We start from the raw sequence: 18,916 nt of genomic DNA, 5'->3' as shown, positions 1-18,916 counted from the left end.
TTATTGCGCGGCCTTGACCACGACCTTGCGGTTCGGGATTTCGCCGAACATTTCCGGCGCATACATCGCCTCGACCCGCGTTGGCGGCAAATTGAACTCCCCAGCGTTGTTCAGGCGCACCGTGTAGCTGATACTGGTACGCCCCTTGGGCATCGATTCGTAGTAGGCGCGATAGCCTTCGAAGCTGCGCTCCTCATACGCCAGCCAACCCAGGCCGCGCTCCTTCGGCTGGTTCTGCTCGCCCTGGGCGATGGCCGAATCGCGGCCCAGGCCGGAACCCAGCAAGGTCGCGCCGCCCGGCACCGGGTCGGTGACCACGACCCAGGTCATGTCGGCCTGGGCATCGATCTCCAGCGTCACGCGCAGCACGTCGCCGCGGGTATAGCTGCCGGCCTGCTTCTGCTCCACCGCTTCCACCTTGCGCGTGATCCGGTAGCCGCTGGAGAACGGCTGCGCCAGCGGCGCCGCGGCCAGGCTTTGCAGCGTCACCCATGGCTTGCCGCTGCCTTCCTGCGTGAAGCGTACCGTGCCGCCCGCGGCATCGGCCTTGGGCCAGGGCAATTGCAGCTTGCCGCCGGCAGCGGCTCCGCCCCATGCCAGGACCTGGGCAGCGACCGTGGCACCGCCCTGCTCCAGCGTGGCACGCGTGCTGCCGCTGACCGGCTCGCCCTCGAACTTACGCGCGAATTTCTCCAGCGCCAGGCTGCCCCAGACGTTGGCGGTGGTGGTATTCCAATGGCCGCGCTGCTGGCGTCCGATCGCACCGGCCACCAGGCGCGGCATGTCGTCGCGCCAGGCCGGATTGTTCAGCGTCAGCAGGATCAGACGGTTGGCGTTGGCATCGCCGCCGCTCATCAGCCACCACCAGTAATCGCCCTCCTCGTTGGAGAAGCCCATGCGCGTGCCCTGGAAGTTCAGGCGCGCGCGCAGGATCTGCTCGGCCTCATCGAGCTTCTTCTGGCGCTCGGGGATGGCCGGCACGCGCTGCAACAGCGCGATCCAGTCCAGCAGGCCGGAAGTCGGCCACTGGTTGGGATTGATCTGCAGCGAGCCGAGCATGGCGGGCTGCACGCGGTTGTAGCGCGACAGCGCCTCCAGCGCGGCCAGCTTGCGCACGTCCAGGTCTTTTTGCGGCGACCAGAAATCGCGTGTGACGCGCCCTTCGACGAAGTTGGCCAATCCCTCCAGCATCTTGTCGCGACTTTGCTGCGGGATCGCATAGCCGGCCTCGCTGGTGGCTGCCAGCAGGTAGGCGGTCAGGGTATCGCTGCCGCGCCGCGCGCCGCTGTCGGACGGCGGGAAGTAATACGCCAGACCGTCGCCATCGAGATAGGTCGGCAGGTCGGCGGCGATCTTCTGCCAACCTGCCTCGTCGCGCAGGCCGATGGCTTTGGAGGTTTTCTGCTCCAGGCAAGAGAATGGATAGTCGGTGAAGTAGCGCGTCAATCCCTCGGCGCCGCCGGCCAGGCTGGGCCTGAGCGTTGCCGTCAAACCGCCGCGCCCCGGCAGGCTGCCCGCAGGCTGGGCGACGCTGATGGTCGCGCTCTTGTCGAGCTGGAACAGCGTGGCTTGCTGCACCGTGACCGGCACCGCCGGCAATACGCGCTGGCTGAACTTCATGGCGTCCCGGGCCCCTTGCCCGCCCTGTTCCTGCGCGCCGATTTCCCAGGACAGTTGCGCAATGCCTTCCGGCACCTGCACCGGCCACGCCACCTCGGCCGACTGGCCGGCGGCCACCGCCACGTCACGCTCCGGCAGGCTCAGCGCGACAGCCGGCAGGTTGCCCTGGGCGCGCGCGGTCAGCTTGATCTTCATGTCATGCGTGGTGGTGTTGCGCACCGTGACCATGCCGCTGAAGCTGTCGCCTTCACGCACCAGCGGCGGCAAGCCCGAGATCACCTGCACATCCTGGGTCGAGCGGATATTGACACTGCCGGTGCCGAAGTAGTTGGCGCCGCTTTCGGCCACGGCGACGATGCGAAACGACGTCAGCGCATCGTTCAACGGCACCTCGAGCTGGGCGCGGCCTTGCGCGTCCAGCGTCACATTGGGCTTCCACAGCAGCAGCGTGTCGAACAGTTCGCGCGTGAGCGCGCGGCCGCCGCCGCCACCGGCCGGGGTGGCCTTCTTGCCGTAGTGGCGCTTGCCGACCACCTGCATCTGCGCGGTCGCGGTTTCCACCCCATAGCTGCGCCGCTGCAGCATCGCATGCAACACATCCCAACTGGTGTTGGGCTGCAGTTCGAGCAAAGCCTCGTCCACCGCCGCCAGCGCGAATTCGGCGCCGGCCGCCGGCTGGCCGTCGGGCAGTTTGACCTGCACCGTGACCTTGGCCGTGGCCCGGATCGGATAGGCCGGCTTGTCGGCGCTCACCGTCACTTGCAGCTGGTGCCCGGCCTCGCCGACGTTGATCTCGGCAACGCCGAACTTCCAGGCCGGCTTGGAGAGATCGACGATGGGGCCCGGCGCCTGGTATTCGCGGAACTCATGCCACCAGTTGATCGGCTCCTTCCAGCCCCACAGGAAGAAGGAATACCACGGCACTTCGCGCATGCGCCCGCGCACGGCCAGCACCGACACATAAACGTTGGGCCCATACCCGGCCTTGACCGGCACGGCGATGCTCGGGTCCTGCCCCGACAATTGCACTACCTGGGTATCGATCACGCCTTCGCGCTCCACCGCCACCAGCGCGGTGGCGTAGCGGAACGGCATGCGCACCTGGAACCTGGCGGTGTCGCCCGGCTGGTAGCTCTTCTTCTCCGGCAGGATGTCGATGCGGTCCTGGTTCTCGCCCTCGAACCACAGTTCGCCACGGCCGGTCACCCACACCGACGAATACGCTGCGGCGGCATTGCCGCGCGCATCCTTGGCCAAGGCGATCAGATCCACATTGCCCGGCTCCGACAATTCGGTATCGCACAGGAACATGCCGTGCGCATCGCTCTTGCCCGAGCACAGCTTGCCGAGGTCTTGCGTGCTCTGGTCGTTTTCGTAGGCATAGAAACCGCCGACCATGCGCTTGCGGTGCGAATTGGTCTTGCGCGCGATGGCGCGGATCTCGACCGGCACACCGGCCTGCGGCCGGCCGGCGGTGTCCAGCGTCACCGCCGTCAGCGTCAGTTTCTTCTTGACCGAAATCCAGTTGCCGGCGCGCAGGCCGACCACCACGGCGGACGGCCACAGCGGCGTCACGTTGGAGATGGTCTGCACCTCGCCGTTGGGGTCGCTGTAGGTCATCTCGGTGACCAGTTCCTGCGGCCGTGGCGAGGCCGGCAACCGGGCGATCACGGCGCGTCCGGCGCCGTTCTTGTCGAGCGTGACGGGCAGCTTGTCGGCCACGATCTTCTGGTCGTCGGCATTGCTGCTGTCGTCGGCGCGCGGCGGCTCAAAGGAGAAACCGTCGTAGCCGCCGATGCTGACGCTGCGCGAACGCACCAGGCTGGACACGCTCACGTTCTGGCCGGCGGCGCCGCCGCCGTTGATGTAGTTCAATTGCAGGTCGAGCGGCAATTCCTTGATCGCTACCTGCGCGCCCTTGGGCGGCGTGATGCGCCCCTGCATCAGCGGCAGGCGGAACTCCTCGACGCGGAAGCTGCCGGTATAGTAGCTGCGGCGCCCGCCATCCCAGCCGCGTTCGCCACCGGCCTGGTTGTCGTTCGTATCCTGGCCATTGGCACTGGCGCTGACCTTGCCGTCGTCCAGCACCACCTCATAGATGCCGAGCTTGGCCTGCCTGGGCAAGGCAAAGACCGTTTCGGCGCTCTTCTGCCCTCGCCAGGCCAGCGGGAACTGGAACTCCTGGCCGCTGCCCTGGTGGACGATGCGCGCGCGCGTGGGCAGGTCTTCCTTGCGCAACGTAGCGAAGCCTTGCATGGTTTCGCTACGGATCACATGCTTCATCGATACCGTTTCGCCCGCACGAAACAGCGTACGGTCGAAGATGGTGGTGGCGCGCGTGGTGGCGACTTTTGCGGTCTCGGTCGGCAGGTTGAAACGCCAGGGCTCGATGCCGTCGTTCCACGAACTGAGCGCGAACGCCATGTCGGCGCGGCCTTTCTCATCGGTCTTGCGGGCGCTGACAAACAAGCCGTTGATGCTGCCCGCATTCGCTTCGCTGTAGGGCCGGCTGGCGCAGGCGTCTTCCAGCGCCGGCATGATGGCCACGCCGTTGGCGTCGGTCCGGCCTTGCCATAGCTGCGTGCCTTCGCAATTAGACACGCGCACATCGGCATCGGCAACCGGCTTGGCGTTATCCAGCCGGGTCACCCACACGGCGCCATTGGCGCGGCCCAGCTTGACGTGGACGGCAAGGTTGGTCACCAGTGCGCTGGTGCGCACATACATCGGCTGCGGTTTGCCCAGCAGCGATGCGCCGAGCTTGTGCGACTCCAGTTCGACCACATAGAAACCCGGGCCCTTCAACGGAATGCCCACCACCTCGAAGGGCCACACGCCATCCTTGGCTTCCTTCAGCGGCGGCAGGTCGAGCAGCTTCACGCCCGGCTCCTTCTGCAACAGGCTGATGCTGCGCGAATCGACCTTCTTCGGGTCGCCCCATTTCTCGTGGTACTTGTTCAGGCGGGCGAGCCAGGCGATGACGCCCTTGTCGCCGTCGACCTTGAGGTCGGCCACCTTGCCGGGCATGGCTTTGCCGTCCGCGCCGCGCACCTGCAAACCGGCTTCGACACGACGCAAGGTCACCGGCAGGGCCGGGTCGGCATTGAGTTCGATGATGCCGAACGGCGCCGCGGGGAATTTGGCCAATGGCGGAAAGTCCGCCAGCGCCGACTTCAGCGGAAACGACCCGGCATTGCCCAGCGTGCGGCCATCCTCGTCCTGGAAGCCGGCCGGCAGCGTGATCGTGAATTCGGACTTTTCCGGGAATGGTGGTTTGAAGCTGAGATCATGGATGGTCTCGCCCTGATCGTTCGGATTCAGGTCGGGCTTGATCTTGCCGGTGGTGGCGTTCATCACGATTTGCGCGGCCAGCTTGCGCGGCACCGGCGAGGAGAACGACAGCGTCACCGGCAGGATGGGCGAACAGGCGGCATTGGCATTCTCGCGCTGGCAACTGAAACTGGCGGTGAACTCGCTGCGCACCTGGAACTTGAACACCTGCGGCTGCGCGGTCACGATCGCGGGGGCATTGGCGGGCGCATTGGCGGCGGCGATGCCGCGGTCCCACACCAGTTGCACATGGGCGTCGTTGGGCAGGCGCTGCTGGCATTGCACCGTGGTGACCGAGGCGGGATCGATATTCCTGGCGAATTCCTTGAGCAGCGCCTGGCGGTCGCTTTCGGCCAACGGTTTGGTGGGGATGCGTTCATTGACGCCTTCTGCTTCGCAGTACAGATGGTCGCGCACCGAAGCTGCCGTCGCCGCGCCGTTCTGGAACAGGATGAACGCCTGGTCTTCGGCGATGCGCGCGCCGGCATAGGGTTGCACGCGCGTCACGGCCGGGCCGCTGGTGCTGAACTGGAAGCGCCCCTTGCCGCCGAGCGGATTGCCGGCCACCGACCTGGTTCCCGTGCGCAGGTTGAAGCTGCAGCTGGTGCCGGGCGGCAGGTCGCGTTCGAAGTCGAAGATCCAGTTCTTGTCATCGGCCCAGCGCGAGGTGCCGGCCACCGGGCAATCGACGTCGAAGGGCGAGCCGGCCTTGGGATCGCCGAACTTGACCATGGCTTCGGAAAAACGCGCCCGTACCTGGCGGATGCGCGACACTTCGCCCTGCGGCGAGAAGCTGGTGACACTGGCGCCGGCCGCCGCCGCGCTGGAGGGCGACAAGGCCATGCCGGCCAAGACGCCGATGGCCAGCAAGCTCGCGCCGAATGCGCTGAACCGATTGAGCATCTTGCGGATGACAACCCGCGTCTGCAGCATCTGCTTTGTCCTGGCGTTCCATGCTGCGGCCATGCAGGCCTCCGTTTGCTTCATCTTGTTCTCCGGATCGATCTTGTTATGGCGCTGTGACCTGAATTACGGCAATTTGTTGCCTGGCTGGAGAGCGTATCAGAGCTTGCATTGCAAAAAGTCCAGAAAGCAGCTGATGCGCCTCGAAAGTTGGGTATTGCGATAATAGACCGCCGAAATCTTTTGCCGGTAACCGCTGTAGGCTGGCTCAAGCAACTTGACCAGCCGGCCGGCGGCGATATCGGCATCCGTCATGAAGTTCGACAGCGAGGCGATACCCTGCCCGTGCAACGCCAGATGGCGGATGGTCTCGCCGCTGGAAGCGCGGATCGCCGGCCTGGCCGGATAGCGGTCGCCGCCGGCATGCAACAGCGGCCACTGGTTCAGCGATTCAGGCTGGGCGAAGCCGATCAGCCGGTGCTGCTCCAGCGCCTCCACCGATTTGGGTTCGCCATGGCGCGCCAGGTAACCGGGGCTGGCGACGATGTTCAGGCGCGCCGAACTAAGCGGCTTGGCATGCAATGTGGAGTCCTGCAGCTCGCCGATGCGGATGGCAATGTCGGTGCGCTGCTCCACCAGGTCGATGAAACGGTCATTGGTGGTCAGCTCCAGCTCGATCTCGGGATACGCCTCGCGGAAAGCGCCCACGTGCGGCACCACGCAATGGAGCATGAATGGCACGGCCGCATCCACCCGCAGCTTGCCGACCGGCTTTTGCGTGCGCGCCCGCACCGCCTCCTCGGCCTGCTCCATTGCGGCCAGGATATGGCGCGCCTGTTCGAGGAAGGCCTGCCCTTCTTCGGTCAGGTCCATGCGCCGCGTGGTGCGGGTCAGCAAGCTCGCCCCCAGCTTTTCTTCCAGCCGCGACAGGGCCCGGCTCACGCCGGAGGTGGTCTGCTCCAGCACCTCCGCCGCGGCGGAAAGGCTGCCGGCTTCCACCACGGCAACAAAGGTGCGCAATTCTTCCGATTGAATTGACATCATTGACTCCGAATCAAATATTCTTTGATTTTAATGGTATTTTTCTCAAGAAAGATCGCAGGCACAATCCCGACCATCGCTGGCAACGCCTTTTCGGACGCCGCCAACAACAAGGATTTGATAGGCCAATTGCGCACAAGGCTGCCGCGCTACCTTCGGCCGGCGTCGAAGCCTGCTGACCTTACCTTGATCGGAGAAACCGGATGTCTACTGAAAACACTGGCAAGCAAACTGCCCTGGTGGTCGGCGCCAAGGGCGTCATCGGCAGCAAGCTGATCGAGCACCTGCTCACGCTGCCCGAGTGGGACGTTATCGGCCTGTCGCGCCGCGGCGGCGAAGACCGTGCGGACGGCCGCCTGCGCCATATCGCGGTCGATCTGCTGGATGCGGGCGACACGCGCGCGAAGCTGGCGCCGCTGGAGCATGTCACCCATATTTTCTATACGGCTTATCAGCATCGCGCCACCTGGAGCGAACTGGTGGCGCCCAACCTGGCGATGCTGGAGAACACCGTGGAAACAGTCGAAGCGGCCGCGCCGGGACTGCGCCACATCAGCCTGATGCAGGGCTACAAGGTCTATGGCGGCCACCTGGGCCCCTTCAAGACGCCGGCGCGCGAAACCGATGCCCAGTTCATGCCGCCCGAATTCATGTTCGACCAGCAGCGTTACCTGGAACAGCAGCAGGCGCAGTCAGGCCAGCGCTGGAGCTGGTCGGCGATCCGGCCGGCAGTGGTGGGCGGGGCGGCGCTGGGCAATCCGATGAACCTGGCGTTGGCCATTGCGGTGTATGCCAGCATCTCGAAAGCGCTGGGCTTGCCGCTGCGCTTTCCCGGCAAACCGGGCGCCTATGACAAGCTGGTGGAGATGACCGATGCCGGCCTGCTGGCCAAGGCGACGGTCTGGGCCGCGGCCAATGAGGGCTGCGCCAACCAGGCCTTCAACATCGGCAACGGCGATATCTTCCGCTGGAGCGAGATGTGGCCGAAGATCGCGCGCTGGTTCGACATGGAAGTCGGGCCGCCGCTGCCATTGGCGTTGGCCGACGTGATGAGCGACAAGGCGCCGCTGTGGGAAAGCATCGCGCGCGCCCACGGCCTGGCCGCACATTCCTACGATACGCTGTCGTCATGGGGATTCGCCGATTTCGTGTTTTCGTGGGACTACGACATGTTCGGCGACGTTTCCAAGGCGCGGCGTTTCGGCTTCCATGAGTATGTGGAGAGCGAACGGATGTTTTACCGGCTGTTCGAGGAGTTCAGGCGGAACAAGGTCATCCCTTGAGCGCGCCCTGTCGCCCCTGTATGTGTACACGCAAAAAAAAGAGCTTGCCGCGGCAAGCTCTTTTTTTTGCGACCAGGTGGATCGGCAAAACACCAACGGCTCAGGCGTCGCCCTTCTTGATCCAGGCCGCCAGCTGGTGCGGGCCCAGGCTGTCGTAGTCTTCGAAAGGCTGGTGGATCCAGGGATTGGTCGGCAGGTAGTCGATATGGTAATCGGGCTCCACCACCGAGCATCCCTTCCACCACAGGACCGCGGACTTGATCTCGGTGACGGCGGGATAGTGCTCCTTCAGGTGCACCAGCACCTTTTGCAGCGTCACGCCGGAATCGACCAGGTCGTCCACCAGCAGGATGCGGCCGCCCAGGGTGCCCTTGGTGATGGTGATGTACTTGGCGATGTCCAGCGAGCTGCGGATGGTGCCGGCCGCCTCGCGATAGGAGCTGGTCGAGAGGATAGCCAGCGGCACGTCGAAAATGCGCGACATCACGTCGCCCGGCCGCAGGCCGCCACGCGCCAGGCACAAGACCTGGTCGAATTGCCAGCCGGACTCGTAGACTTTCAACGCCAGCCGTTCGATCAGGCGGTTGTAGTCGTCCCAGGTGACCCACAGGTCTTTGTCGTCGGAGATCTTCATCTTGTTTATTGCTTGTTGCGAATTGCTTATTGCTGTTATGTGGCAGAGCCTGTGCTTACTTGAACGGATGGCGCAGGACGATGGTTTCTTCGCGGTCGGGACCGGTGGAGATCATGTCGATGGGCACGCCGACCAGTTCTTCGATGCGCTTGATGTAGGCGCGGGCGTTGGCCGGCAGCGCATCCAGCGACTTGGCGCCGACGGTGGACTCGCTCCAGCCCGGCATTTCTTCGTAGATCGGTTCGCAAGCCGCGGCCTCTTCAGCGCCGACCGGGAAAATGTCGACCTGCTTGCCGTTGAGCTTGTAGCCGGTGCACAGCTTGAGCGAGTCGATGCCGTCGAGCACGTCGAGCTTGGTCAGGCACATGCCGGACACGCCGTTGATCTGCACCGAGCGCTTGAGCAGCGCGGCGTCGAACCAGCCGCAACGGCGCGCACGGCCGGTGACGGTGCCGAACTCATGGCCGACGGAGGCCAGGTGCTTGCCGACGCCGGCATCGGTGGGCAGTTCGGCCGGGAACGGGCCGGAACCGACGCGGGTCGTGTAGGCCTTGGTGATGCCCATGATGTAGTGCAGCATGCCCGGGCCGACGCCGGTACCGGCGGCGGCATTGCCGGCCACGCAGTTGCTCGAGGTGACGAACGGGTAGGTGCCATGATCGACGTCCAGCAGGCTGCCCTGCGCGCCTTCGAACAGCAGCTTGCCGCCGGCGTTGTGCGCAGCGTACAGGTCGCTGGAGACGTCGGTGACCATGGGCCTGATGCGCGGCACGTTGGCCAGCGCGTCGTCCAGGGTCTTCTGGTAGTCGACCGGCTGGGTCTTGAGGTAATGGGTCAGGACGAAGTTGTGGTAGTCCAGGTTGGCCAGCAGCTTCTCGGCGAAACGCTTTTCGTTGAGCAGGTCGGCCACGCGGATGGCGCGGCGCGCCACCTTGTCTTCATAGGCCGGGCCGATGCCCTTGCCGGTGGTGCCGATCTTGTCGGCGCCGCGGGCGGTTTCGCGCGCCACGTCCAGGGCGACGTGGTAAGGCAGGATCAGCGGACAAGCTTCCGACACCTTCAGGCGCGAGCATACTTCCACGCCGGCTGCTTCCAGCTTGTCGATCTCGCGCAGCAGGTCGGGCACCGACAGCACCACGCCGTTGCCGATGTAGCATGCCACGCCGGGGCGCATGATGCCGGACGGAATCAGTTGCAGTGCAGTCTTCTGACCGCCGATGACCAGCGTATGGCCGGCATTGTGGCCGCCCTGGAAACGCACCACGCCTTGCGCGTGGTCGGTCAGCCAATCGACGATCTTGCCCTTACCTTCGTCGCCCCATTGCGTACCGATGACGACGACATTCTTTGCATTGCTATTCTGTAACATGACTCAGCCCAAGTTTTTGATAATCCAGTTTCCATTGCTGAATTCGACGACGCGGTCGCAGTCGAATTCGTCCTGATCGTTTTCGTGACCCGGCAGGCTCTGGATCACGATTTCCCCCGCCTGCCGCAATTGCGCTATTTTCTCACGCAGGCCAGCTTCAGTACCCCACGGCGCGCGAATTGCGCGCTTTCTTTCCGCGCCCGGCATCAGGCGCGCCAGTTCGCGCAAATCCATCGAAAAGCCGGTGGCCGGGCGGGCGCGGCCGAAGGCCTCGCCGACATGGTCGTAACGGCCGCCGCGCACCACCGCATTGGGCAGGCCCGGCACATAGGCGGCGAACATCACGCCGCTGTGGTAATGATACCCGCGCAGGTCGGCCAGATCGATGGTCACGACCGCGCCCTTGTGGCTGCCGGCCAGTTCGACCAGCGCCTGCAGCTCGTCGAGCGCTTGCGCGATGCCCGGCAAGGCCGGCAGCGTGATGCGCGCGCGCGCGATGACGGAGATGTCGCCGTACAAGCCCGGCAGCGCCAGCAGCGCCTGGCGGGTGCTGTCCTGGTAGGCGGCGGTGATTTCCTGCAGGCCCGGCACATCCTTGGCTTCCAGCAGGCCGAACAACTGGGCCTCCTGGCGTTTGGCGGCCGGGTCGTTGGCGATGATGGCGCGCAGCACGCCGACATGGCACAGGTCCAGGCGGATCTGCTGCATGCCGGCCAGCGCCAGCGAATTGAGCGCCAGTTCCTGGATTTCGGCGTCGGCTTCGATGCCGGCATGGCCGTAGATCTCGGCGCCGATCTGGATCGGCTCGCGCGTGGCGTGCAGGCCCGACGGACGGGTATGCAGCACGCTGCCGGCGTAGCACAGGCGGGTCACCGAGGCGCGGTTGAGCAGGTGGGCATCGATGCGCGCGACCTGGGTGGTCATGTCGGCGCGCACGCCCAGCGTACGGCCGGACAACTGATCGACCAGCTTGAAGGTGCGCAGGTCGGTGTCGGCGCCGGCGCCGGTCAGCAGCGACTCCAGGTATTCCAGCAGCGGCGGCATGACCATTTCGTAGCCGTACAGGCGGAAATTGTCGAGCAGGCGCCGACGCAACTCTTCGATCTTGCGCGCTTCGGACGGCAAGACGTCGGCAATGTTTTCAGGAAGAAGCCAGTTAGGCATAGACGAAAAATAACTCAGGAAAAAAAACAGGCGGGCGGCCCGGCGGTCTGCATCGGCAAACCATCAACGCTTCAAGTCTGGGGCGGGGCTGGGCTGGACGAAAAACCGGGGCGTTTCGGAATAGTAGAACATCCTGACGCCCCACTCCCGCCATCCGGGAAACTTGCCTGCCCGGAACAATCCGCCACAAAAAAGGAAAGATGCCCTCAACCAGCGGCATCCATCCTCTTGCCCGTTGCGCCCTTATGCAGCGCGGGCCTTGTCCACGTTGTCGGTTTATTTCTTGGAAACGCTGTTGCTGTTGCCGATACCCTTGAAATATTTAAAGAATTCCGAACTCGGATCCACCACCATCACGTCATGGCGGTTCTTGAAGCTCGCGCGATAGGCCTCGAGGCTGCGGTAGAACTTGTAGAAGTCGGGGTTCTGGCCGAATGCCTGTGCATAGATCTGCGAGGCCTTGGCATCGCCCGCGCCGCGGATCTTCTCGGAGGCGCGGTAGGCTTCTGCCAGGATCACCACACGCTGGCGGTCGGCATCGGCGCGGATCTTCTCGGACTCGGCGGCGCCGGTGGAACGCAGCTCATTGGCCACGCGCACCCGCTCGGACTTCATGCGCTCGAAAACGGAGTTGCTGATCTGGTCGACATAGTCCACGCGGCGCAGGCGCACATCGATGATTTCGACGCCGATCTGCTTGGCCTCGTTGGCCACGCGCGCCTGCAACGCATCCATGACGCTGTTGCGCTGGCTGGAAATGACTTCGCGCACGGTACGCTTGGTGATTTCGTCGTTCAGCGCCGCCTTGACGATCTGCGACAGGCGATCCTGGGTGCGGCGTTCGTCGGCGCCGAAGCTGACGAAGTACAGGCGCGGATCGACGATGCGCCACTTGACGTAGGCGTCAACCAGCACGTTCATCTTCTCCGCGGTGATGAAGCGGTCGGCATCTGGCGTATCCAGGGTCTGGATGCGCTTGTCCAGATACATCACGTTCTGGAACGGCGGCGGCAACTTGAAGTGCAGGCCCGGTTCGCTGATCACCTGCTTGACTTCGCCCAGCGCGAACACGATGGCCGAGGAACGCTGGTTCACCACGAAGATAGTGGAGGAAGCCAGCCAGATCGCCACCACGGCGACGATGACGGAGGTAATGAGGCGGCCCATCAGCGCACCTCCCTTTCGCGCGCTTCGCGCGGATCCCGGTTTCTTATGTCGCGCATCAGCTCGGACGAATACACTGTGTCATTTCCCGAAGTCGGATTGGAAGAAGCTGCCGCGCCGGCGGCCTGCCCCGCAGGCGCAGCCTGCGGCTTGCCCGATGCCGCGGCCGGCTGCTCGCCCGCGGTCTGCTGGATCAGCTTGTCCAGCGGCAGGTAGAGCAGGTTGCTGCCGCTCTTGGCGTCGACCATCACCTTGGTGGTGTTGGCGAAGATCTGCTGCATCGTTTCGAGATACATGCGCTCGCGCGTGACGGCCGGCGCCTTCTGGTACTCATCCAGCACCTGCTTGAAGCGCGAGGCATCGCCCTCGGAATTCGCAATGACGCGGGAGCGGTAGGCCTCGGCTTCTTCCAGCAGGCGCGAAGCGGCGCCGGAAGCGCGCGGAATCACGTCGTTGGCATAGGCCTGGCCTTCGTTTTTCAGGCGCTCGCGATCCTGGCCGGCCTTGACCGCATCATCGAAAGCCGCCTGCACCTGCTCCGGCGGCTGCACGCCCTGCATGGTCACGTTGGTAATCTGCACGCCGGTCTTGTAGCGATCGAGGATTTGCTGCATGCGCTGGCTCACATCCAAGGCGACTTTTTCCCGGCCTTCATAGAGCACGAAGTCCATCTTGCTGCGGCCGACGATCTCGCGCATCGCGGTCTCGGCCACCTGGCGCACGGAGTCGTCCTGGTCGCGGTTGTTGAACAGCCATTCGGCGGCATTCTTGAGCTTGTATTGCACCGCGAACTGGATGTCGATGATGTTCTCATCGTCGGTCAGCATCAGCGATTCTTTCAGTTGCTTGTTGCGCACATTGCCGCGGTAGCCGATCTCGGCGGTACGCACTTGCGACATGTTCACGATTTCGTGGCCCTGGATGGGATACGGCCAACGCCAGTTAAAGCCTGGCAAGGTGGTATGGCTGTAACGGCCGAAAGTGGTCACCACGGCGGTCTGGCCTTCCTGGACGATGAAGAAGCCGCTGGCCAGCCACAGGAACGCGACGATGATGGCGATCACGCCCGCGCCGATGCCGGCGCCCTTGACGTCGCCGCGGTTGAAGCCGCCGCCGCCCTCGGATGAACCGCCGCCACCGCCCTTGCGGCCGAACATGCCGGACAGGCGCTGGTTGAAATCGCGCCAGAGCTGGTCGAGATCCGGCGGCCCGCCGTTGCCGGATGGCTTCTCGGGTCGTTTTTCGCCGTTACTTCCGTTATTCTGATTGTCGCGGTTGTCGTCTTGCGAACCACGTCCCCATTGGGGATCGTTCAACGAAAACTTCACACCGATTTTCTTGAATAAAGACACAAGCATGCGTTTGCGATCCGGCTGTAGTTATTGATAAGTGAATCAAGGAGGAATGTGCGCTCAGAGTCACTGACAAAACGCCGCTGGCGGCGTCGCGCCTCCTTGCCGTACCTTCGTACTGCCTGCGTCGGCGCGCCTTGCCAACGACTTTTGTTAGTGACTCTCAGGGAATTGCTCAGACGTGCACACCTTCGGAATCGACAGGCTGTGATCGGCTGCGGCCCCTGGCCTCCAATGCGGCCTTCAGCGAAGCGGCCACCGCTTCGCGCAGCAGATCCAAGCCAGCACCAGACTTCGCACTGACGAAAACCCGCTGGATTTTACCATACTCGTCATACTCGACCGCCGGCTCCAGGCCGGCCGCATCGATCTTGTTCCAGACCAGGATCTGCGGCACATGGTCGGCGCCGATCTCCCTCAAGACCTCGTTGACCTGCTCGATCTGTTCCATGCGCACCGGGCTGGCGGCGTCCACCACATGCAGCAGCAGGTCGGCATGGATGGTCTCTTCCAGCGTCGCGCGGAAAGCCTCCACCAATTGGTGCGGCAATTCGCGGATGAAGCCGACGGTATCCGAAATGACGACATGCCCGACCTCGCCCAGATAAACGCGGCGGGAAGTCGTATCCAACGTGGCGAAAAGCTGGTTGGCGGCATAAACGCCGGCCTTGGCCAGCGCATTGAAAATGGTCGATTTGCCGGCGTTGGTATATCCCACCAGCGACACCGAAAAGGTCTCGTTGCGTCCCCGCGCCCGTCGTTGCGTCGCATGCTGCCGCCGCAACTTGGCCAGCACCGCGCGCAATGCCTTGACCCGCTCGCCCAGCAGCCGGCGGTCGGTTTCCAGCTGGGTTTCGCCGGGGCCGCGCAGGCCGATGCCGCCCTTTTGCCGTTCCAGGTGGGTCCAGCCGCGAATCAGGCGGGTCGCCAGATGCTGCAATTGCGCCAGCTCGACCTGAACCTTGCCTTCGTGGCTTTTGGCCCGTTGGGCAAAAATATCCAGGATCAGGCTGGTGCGGTCGAGCACACGCACCTTCAGCACGCGTTCAAGATTGCGCTGTTGGGCGGGTGACAATGCATGGTTGAAGATGACGAGCTCAAGTTCCAGATCGGCAACTGCGTCGGCGACTTCCTGCGCCTTGCCGGAACCGACGAAGAGAGCCGCATCCGGGCTGGCACGACGTCCGGTGATGGTAATCACCGGCTCCGCGCCGGCGGACTTCGCTAACAGGAACAACTCATCCAGACTTGCGGCGAAATCATTCTTGCCGAAATCCAGGCCGACTAACGCGGCACGCATATCAAGCTGCACACGGCGTTACGCCGGCTCGGTAGACCATTATTCGGCGTCGGACGAGTCGAGACTCAGGTTGACCGCGCGCGCAGGCACGACGGTGGAAATGGCGTGTTTGTAAACCATCTGCGTAACGGTGTTGCGCAGCAAGACCACGTATTGATCGAAAGACTCCACATGGCCTTGCAGCTTGATGCCGTTGACCAAATAGATAGAGACGGGAACGTGCTCTTTTCTCAATGCGTTCAGAAATGGGTCTTGTAACAATTGCCCTTTGTTGCTCATGGCAGCTCCACGGTGTTGTTGTGATTAGGACTTGGAGGCACTTTAGTGAAAAACAAGTGCTTTACCAATTTATGCTTCATCAATGTAAACGATTTTGCCTGCAACGCCAAAATCATTAACTAAATTACAGCATCTCTACGGATTATTTGTCCTGACGGACAAACGGATTCTTTCCGGAACGGAACTCGATACGCAGTGGAGTGCCAACCAGGGAGAAAGTTTCCCGGAAGTGCTTCTCCAGATAGCGTTTGTAGTTGTCGTCGATGGCTTCCAGCGCATTGCCATGGATAACGACCACCGGCGGATTCTGCCCCCCCTGGTGCGCATAGCGCAGCTTTGGGCGAATCGATCCCTTGCGGCGCGGCTGCTGGTGTTCCAGCGCCTCTTCCAGAGCCCGCGTGAGCCTGGGCGTGCTGAGCTTGGCCATCGCCGCGGCGTAGGCGGAATCGATGGATTTCATCAGGGGGCCGATGCCGGTCGACTTCAGGGCCGAGATGAAATGGAACTTGGCGAACGAGAGGAAATTGAGCTTGCGCTCCAGATCCATCTTGATCTGGTCGCGCTGGTCGCTTTGCATGCCGTCCCACTTGTTGACGCCGACCACCAGCGCCCGGCCGGACTCCAGCACGAAGCCGGCAATATGCGCGTCCTGCTCGGAAATATCTTGCTGGGCATCAAGCAGCAACAAGACCACGTTGGCGTCCGAAATCGACTTGAGCGTCTTGACCACCGAGAACTTCTCGATGGCTTCGAACACCTTGCCGCGGCGGCGGATGCCGGCCGTATCGATCAGGGTGTAATGACGGCCATCGCGTTCGAACGGGATCTCGATCGAGTCGCGGGTGGTGCCGGGCATATCGAAAGCGATCACCCGTTCCTCGCCCAGCAGCGTGTTGACCAGCGTCGACTTGCCCACGTTGGGACGGCCGACGATGGCGATCTTGATGCCGCGGATGGCAGCCTCTTCCAGCTCCGGTTCAGGCGTGCGCTGTGCCTCGGCGACGTTCAACGCCTCCTCCACCAGGTCCGCCACGCCGTCGCCGTGGGCGGCGGAAATCACATACGGATCGCCCATGCCCAGCTCGTAGAAGTCGGCCGTGACCGAGGTGTACTTCATGCCCTCGGATTTGTTGACCACCAGCAGCACCGGGCGGCCGCACTTGCGCAGGAAGTCGGTGATGGTCTTGTCATGCGGCGTCAGGCCCTGGCGGCCGTCGACGATGAACACCACCGCGTCGGCCTCGACCACCGCCTGCTTGGTCTGCTTGGCCATCTCGTGCATGATGCCGTCCTTGGCGACGGGCTCGAAACCACCGGTATCGATCACCAAAAACGGGCGTTCGCCGACCCGGCCTTCGCCGTAGTGACGATCGCGCGTGAGGCCGGGCAAATCCGCAACCAATGCATCACGGCTGCGGGTGAGCCTGTTGAACAACGTCGATTTGCCGACGTTGGGACGGCCTACTAGTGCAATTACCGGTTTCATTTCAATATTATTCGGTCACGACAGCGACCACAGTTCCTGATTTGGTTTGGAAAACGGCAGACTGGCCGGCATTGACCGGAGGAGCCTGGATGGGACTGCCATCACTGGGCAGACGGGCCACGAAGGAACCATCTTCGCGCGACAAGAAGTGAATATACCCCTGGTAATCGCCCACAGCCACGGCACGGCCGACGCTGATCGGCGTGGACAGTTGGCGGTTCTTCAACTTGTCGTTGCGCCATATGCCCGCGCCGGTGTCGCGCGCGAATTCGGTGACAGTACCGCCGACATCGGCGGCATAGACATAGTTATCGTCGAGCGACACGCCCACATCGCTGGAGAACTCCTTGATCCAGCGGACATTGCCGTTGATCAGGTCGAAGCAGCCAATGCGGCCCTGATAGGCCACCGCGCAGATGTCGCGTGCGCCCAGCGCGGGCACGCCGGACACGTCGGAGATACGCTCAAGCTCGGTGGTGCCGCGCGGGTCGCCGACCGGGATTTCCCAGCGCGGGCCGCCATTGTTCAATGCCAGCGCCGACAGGCGTCCGCCCGGCAGCGCCACGAAGGCGGTCTGCGAACCGATCACGATGCCCGGCGCATTGCGCAGGGTCAGCGACGGCACGGTGCGCTGCGCCATCCAGCGGCGATTGCCGTTGTCGGCATCATAGGCGGTCACACGGTTGTCGATGCTGCGCACCACGACCAGGCCCTCGCCCACCGCCGGGGCCGACAGCACCTCGCTGGAGGCTTGCGCCTTCCAGGTCGGCTTGCCGGAAGCGTCGAATGCCTGGATCCGGCCCTTTTCGCCCACCACGACCACCGTGCTGCCATCGGTGCCGACGCCCGCGGTCAGCGGCATATCGGCACGCACGCGCCAGAGGGTCTGGCCGTTCTCGGCATTGATGCGCACCACGGTGCCGTCAGCGGCTGCCGCGAACACGCTGCCGGCGGCATAGGCCGGCGTGAAGGTGAAGTTGCCGGCCTTGCCGACCGAAACCGACCAGGCCGTCTGCACGCGCAACTTCTGGGTGAATTCGACCAGCGGCGCCGGCGGGTTCGGGTCTTTCTTGCCGGAAAACCAGGCACAGCCCGAGAGGGCCACGACCGCCGCAGCGGCGGCCAGCCTCAACGCCAGCTTGCCGGCGGACTGGGATCGAGCAAAAGATGTTGCCTTGGCAGCAGTCGCTGTCGCACTACGCATATTGTTTTCCTCTGAGCGATGGATGGATTCGCGGTGGGATTGCGGTTGACTCTTCGGCCGGAGGCCCCGGCCATGGCTGGCTGCGCGCAGCCCCGCAACGGCCGGGCGCGCGCATGCCATATTCCGGTCAGGCCTTGGGCGCTTCGCCGCCGATGGCGTCCAGCTTGATCTGGATCAACTGGCGGCTGGGATCCTTGGCTTCGGTCTTTTCCAGCGCCAGCTTGTAGGCGGCGCGGGCATCGTCGCGCTTGCCCTGGGCCAGCAGCACATCGCCCTTGCGGTCGGCAATGGCGCCGGCGAACTGCGCCGGGAAGTCCCCCGACAATACCTTCAGGGCATCGTCATAGGCCTTGGCGTCGAGCATCACGCCGGCCAGGCGCACCGCTGCGATCGCCTTGTATTCAGGGCCGCGGCCATGGTCGAGCACCCACTGCAACTGCTTGCGGGCGGCGTCCGTATCATTGGCGTCAAAGGCCGACTTGGCGGCCACCAACGCGCTCATTTCGGCATAGGCGGTGCCGCTGAACTTATCCTGGATGTCGGCCGCGGTGCGCTGCACCTTGGCATTGTCCTTGGCCGCCAGCGACTTCTGCTGTTCTTCATACAGGACCGAGGCTTGCCCCGCCTGCCGGGACTGGTAGGTGTTCCAACCGGTCCAGGCGGCATAGGCCGCCAGCGCAACGATCACCAGCCAGGTAACCAGATTGCCGTATTTCGCCCACCATGCCTTGATGGAGTCGAGCTGTTCTTGTTCTTCGAGATCGTATGCCATGTAACTCTGCAAAAA

General features: G+C 63.7%; 13 protein-coding genes. 1 reads left to right on the top strand and 12 read right to left on the bottom strand.

The window, feature by feature from the left end; all coding sequences use genetic code 11:
• Together FB598_RS16000 and FB598_RS15995 are read right to left on the bottom strand one after the other, a co-directional pair.
• Complete coding sequence (locus FB598_RS16000) at positions 1-5,793, bottom strand: Ig-like domain-containing alpha-2-macroglobulin family protein (RefSeq protein ID WP_255464087.1); 5,793 nt, start codon at positions 5,791-5,793, stop codon at positions 1-3.
• Positions 5,794-6,012: 219 nt separating this feature from the next.
• A complete protein-coding gene (locus FB598_RS15995; protein ID WP_141917032.1) occupies positions 6,013-6,894 on the bottom strand; it encodes a LysR family transcriptional regulator in 882 nt (293 codons plus the stop codon).
• A gap of 203 nt (positions 6,895-7,097) precedes the next feature.
• Between FB598_RS15995 and FB598_RS15990 the strand changes: the two genes are divergently transcribed.
• A complete protein-coding gene (locus tag FB598_RS15990; RefSeq protein WP_141916309.1) occupies positions 7,098-8,177 on the top strand; it encodes an SDR family oxidoreductase in 1,080 nt (359 codons plus the stop codon).
• A gap of 100 nt (positions 8,178-8,277) precedes the next feature.
• Here FB598_RS15990 and FB598_RS15985 read toward each other — a convergent pair whose 3' ends face one another.
• From FB598_RS15985 to FB598_RS15940, 10 genes are all read right to left on the bottom strand, one after another.
• A complete protein-coding gene (locus FB598_RS15985) occupies positions 8,278-8,811 on the bottom strand; it encodes a phosphoribosyltransferase (RefSeq protein WP_141916308.1) in 534 nt (177 codons plus the stop codon).
• A 55-nt stretch (positions 8,812-8,866) separates the two neighbouring features.
• Entirely contained in the window at positions 8,867-10,180 is a 1,314-nt protein-coding gene (locus tag FB598_RS15980; protein WP_141916306.1) for an adenylosuccinate synthase, read from the bottom strand.
• 3 nt (positions 10,181-10,183) lie between these two features.
• Positions 10,184-11,344 carry an ATP phosphoribosyltransferase regulatory subunit gene (locus FB598_RS15975; protein WP_141916304.1) on the bottom strand — a complete coding sequence of 387 codons (1,161 nt, stop codon included), beginning with the start codon at positions 11,342-11,344 and terminating at the stop codon, positions 10,184-10,186.
• Positions 11,345-11,620: 276 nt separating this feature from the next.
• Complete coding sequence (hflC, locus tag FB598_RS15970; RefSeq protein ID WP_141916302.1) at positions 11,621-12,511, bottom strand: protease modulator HflC; 891 nt, start codon at positions 12,509-12,511, stop codon at positions 11,621-11,623.
• Positions 12,511-13,866 (bottom strand): FtsH protease activity modulator HflK, encoded by a 1,356-nt coding sequence (gene hflK / locus FB598_RS15965; RefSeq protein ID WP_141916300.1) that lies wholly within the window; start codon positions 13,864-13,866, stop codon positions 12,511-12,513. The genes hflC and hflK overlap by 1 nt, the downstream gene beginning before the upstream one ends.
• A gap of 169 nt (positions 13,867-14,035) precedes the next feature.
• Positions 14,036-15,160 (bottom strand): GTPase HflX, encoded by a 1,125-nt coding sequence (gene hflX / locus FB598_RS15960; protein ID WP_141916298.1) that lies wholly within the window; start codon positions 15,158-15,160, stop codon positions 14,036-14,038.
• A 39-nt stretch (positions 15,161-15,199) separates the two neighbouring features.
• Positions 15,200-15,439, bottom strand: a complete 240-nt coding sequence (gene hfq, locus FB598_RS15955; RefSeq protein WP_050467890.1) for an RNA chaperone Hfq — start codon at positions 15,437-15,439, stop codon at positions 15,200-15,202.
• 142 nt (positions 15,440-15,581) lie between these two features.
• On the bottom strand, positions 15,582-16,925 hold the full coding sequence (der, locus tag FB598_RS15950; RefSeq protein ID WP_141916296.1) for a ribosome biogenesis GTPase Der: 1,344 nt from the start codon (positions 16,923-16,925) through the stop codon (positions 15,582-15,584).
• A 7-nt stretch (positions 16,926-16,932) separates the two neighbouring features.
• Positions 16,933-18,129 (bottom strand): outer membrane protein assembly factor BamB, encoded by a 1,197-nt coding sequence (gene bamB, locus FB598_RS15945; protein WP_141916294.1) that lies wholly within the window; start codon positions 18,127-18,129, stop codon positions 16,933-16,935.
• Between the two features lie 127 nt (positions 18,130-18,256).
• On the bottom strand, positions 18,257-18,901 hold the full coding sequence (locus tag FB598_RS15940) for a tetratricopeptide repeat protein (RefSeq protein WP_141916292.1): 645 nt from the start codon (positions 18,899-18,901) through the stop codon (positions 18,257-18,259).
• Positions 18,902-18,916 lie beyond the last annotated feature (15 nt).

The sequence above is a fragment of the Herbaspirillum sp. SJZ106 genome, from assembly GCF_006715495.1.
Lineage (GTDB): Bacteria > Pseudomonadota > Gammaproteobacteria > Burkholderiales > Burkholderiaceae_D > Herbaspirillum.
This window is presented reverse-complemented; position numbering and strand designations above follow the sequence as displayed.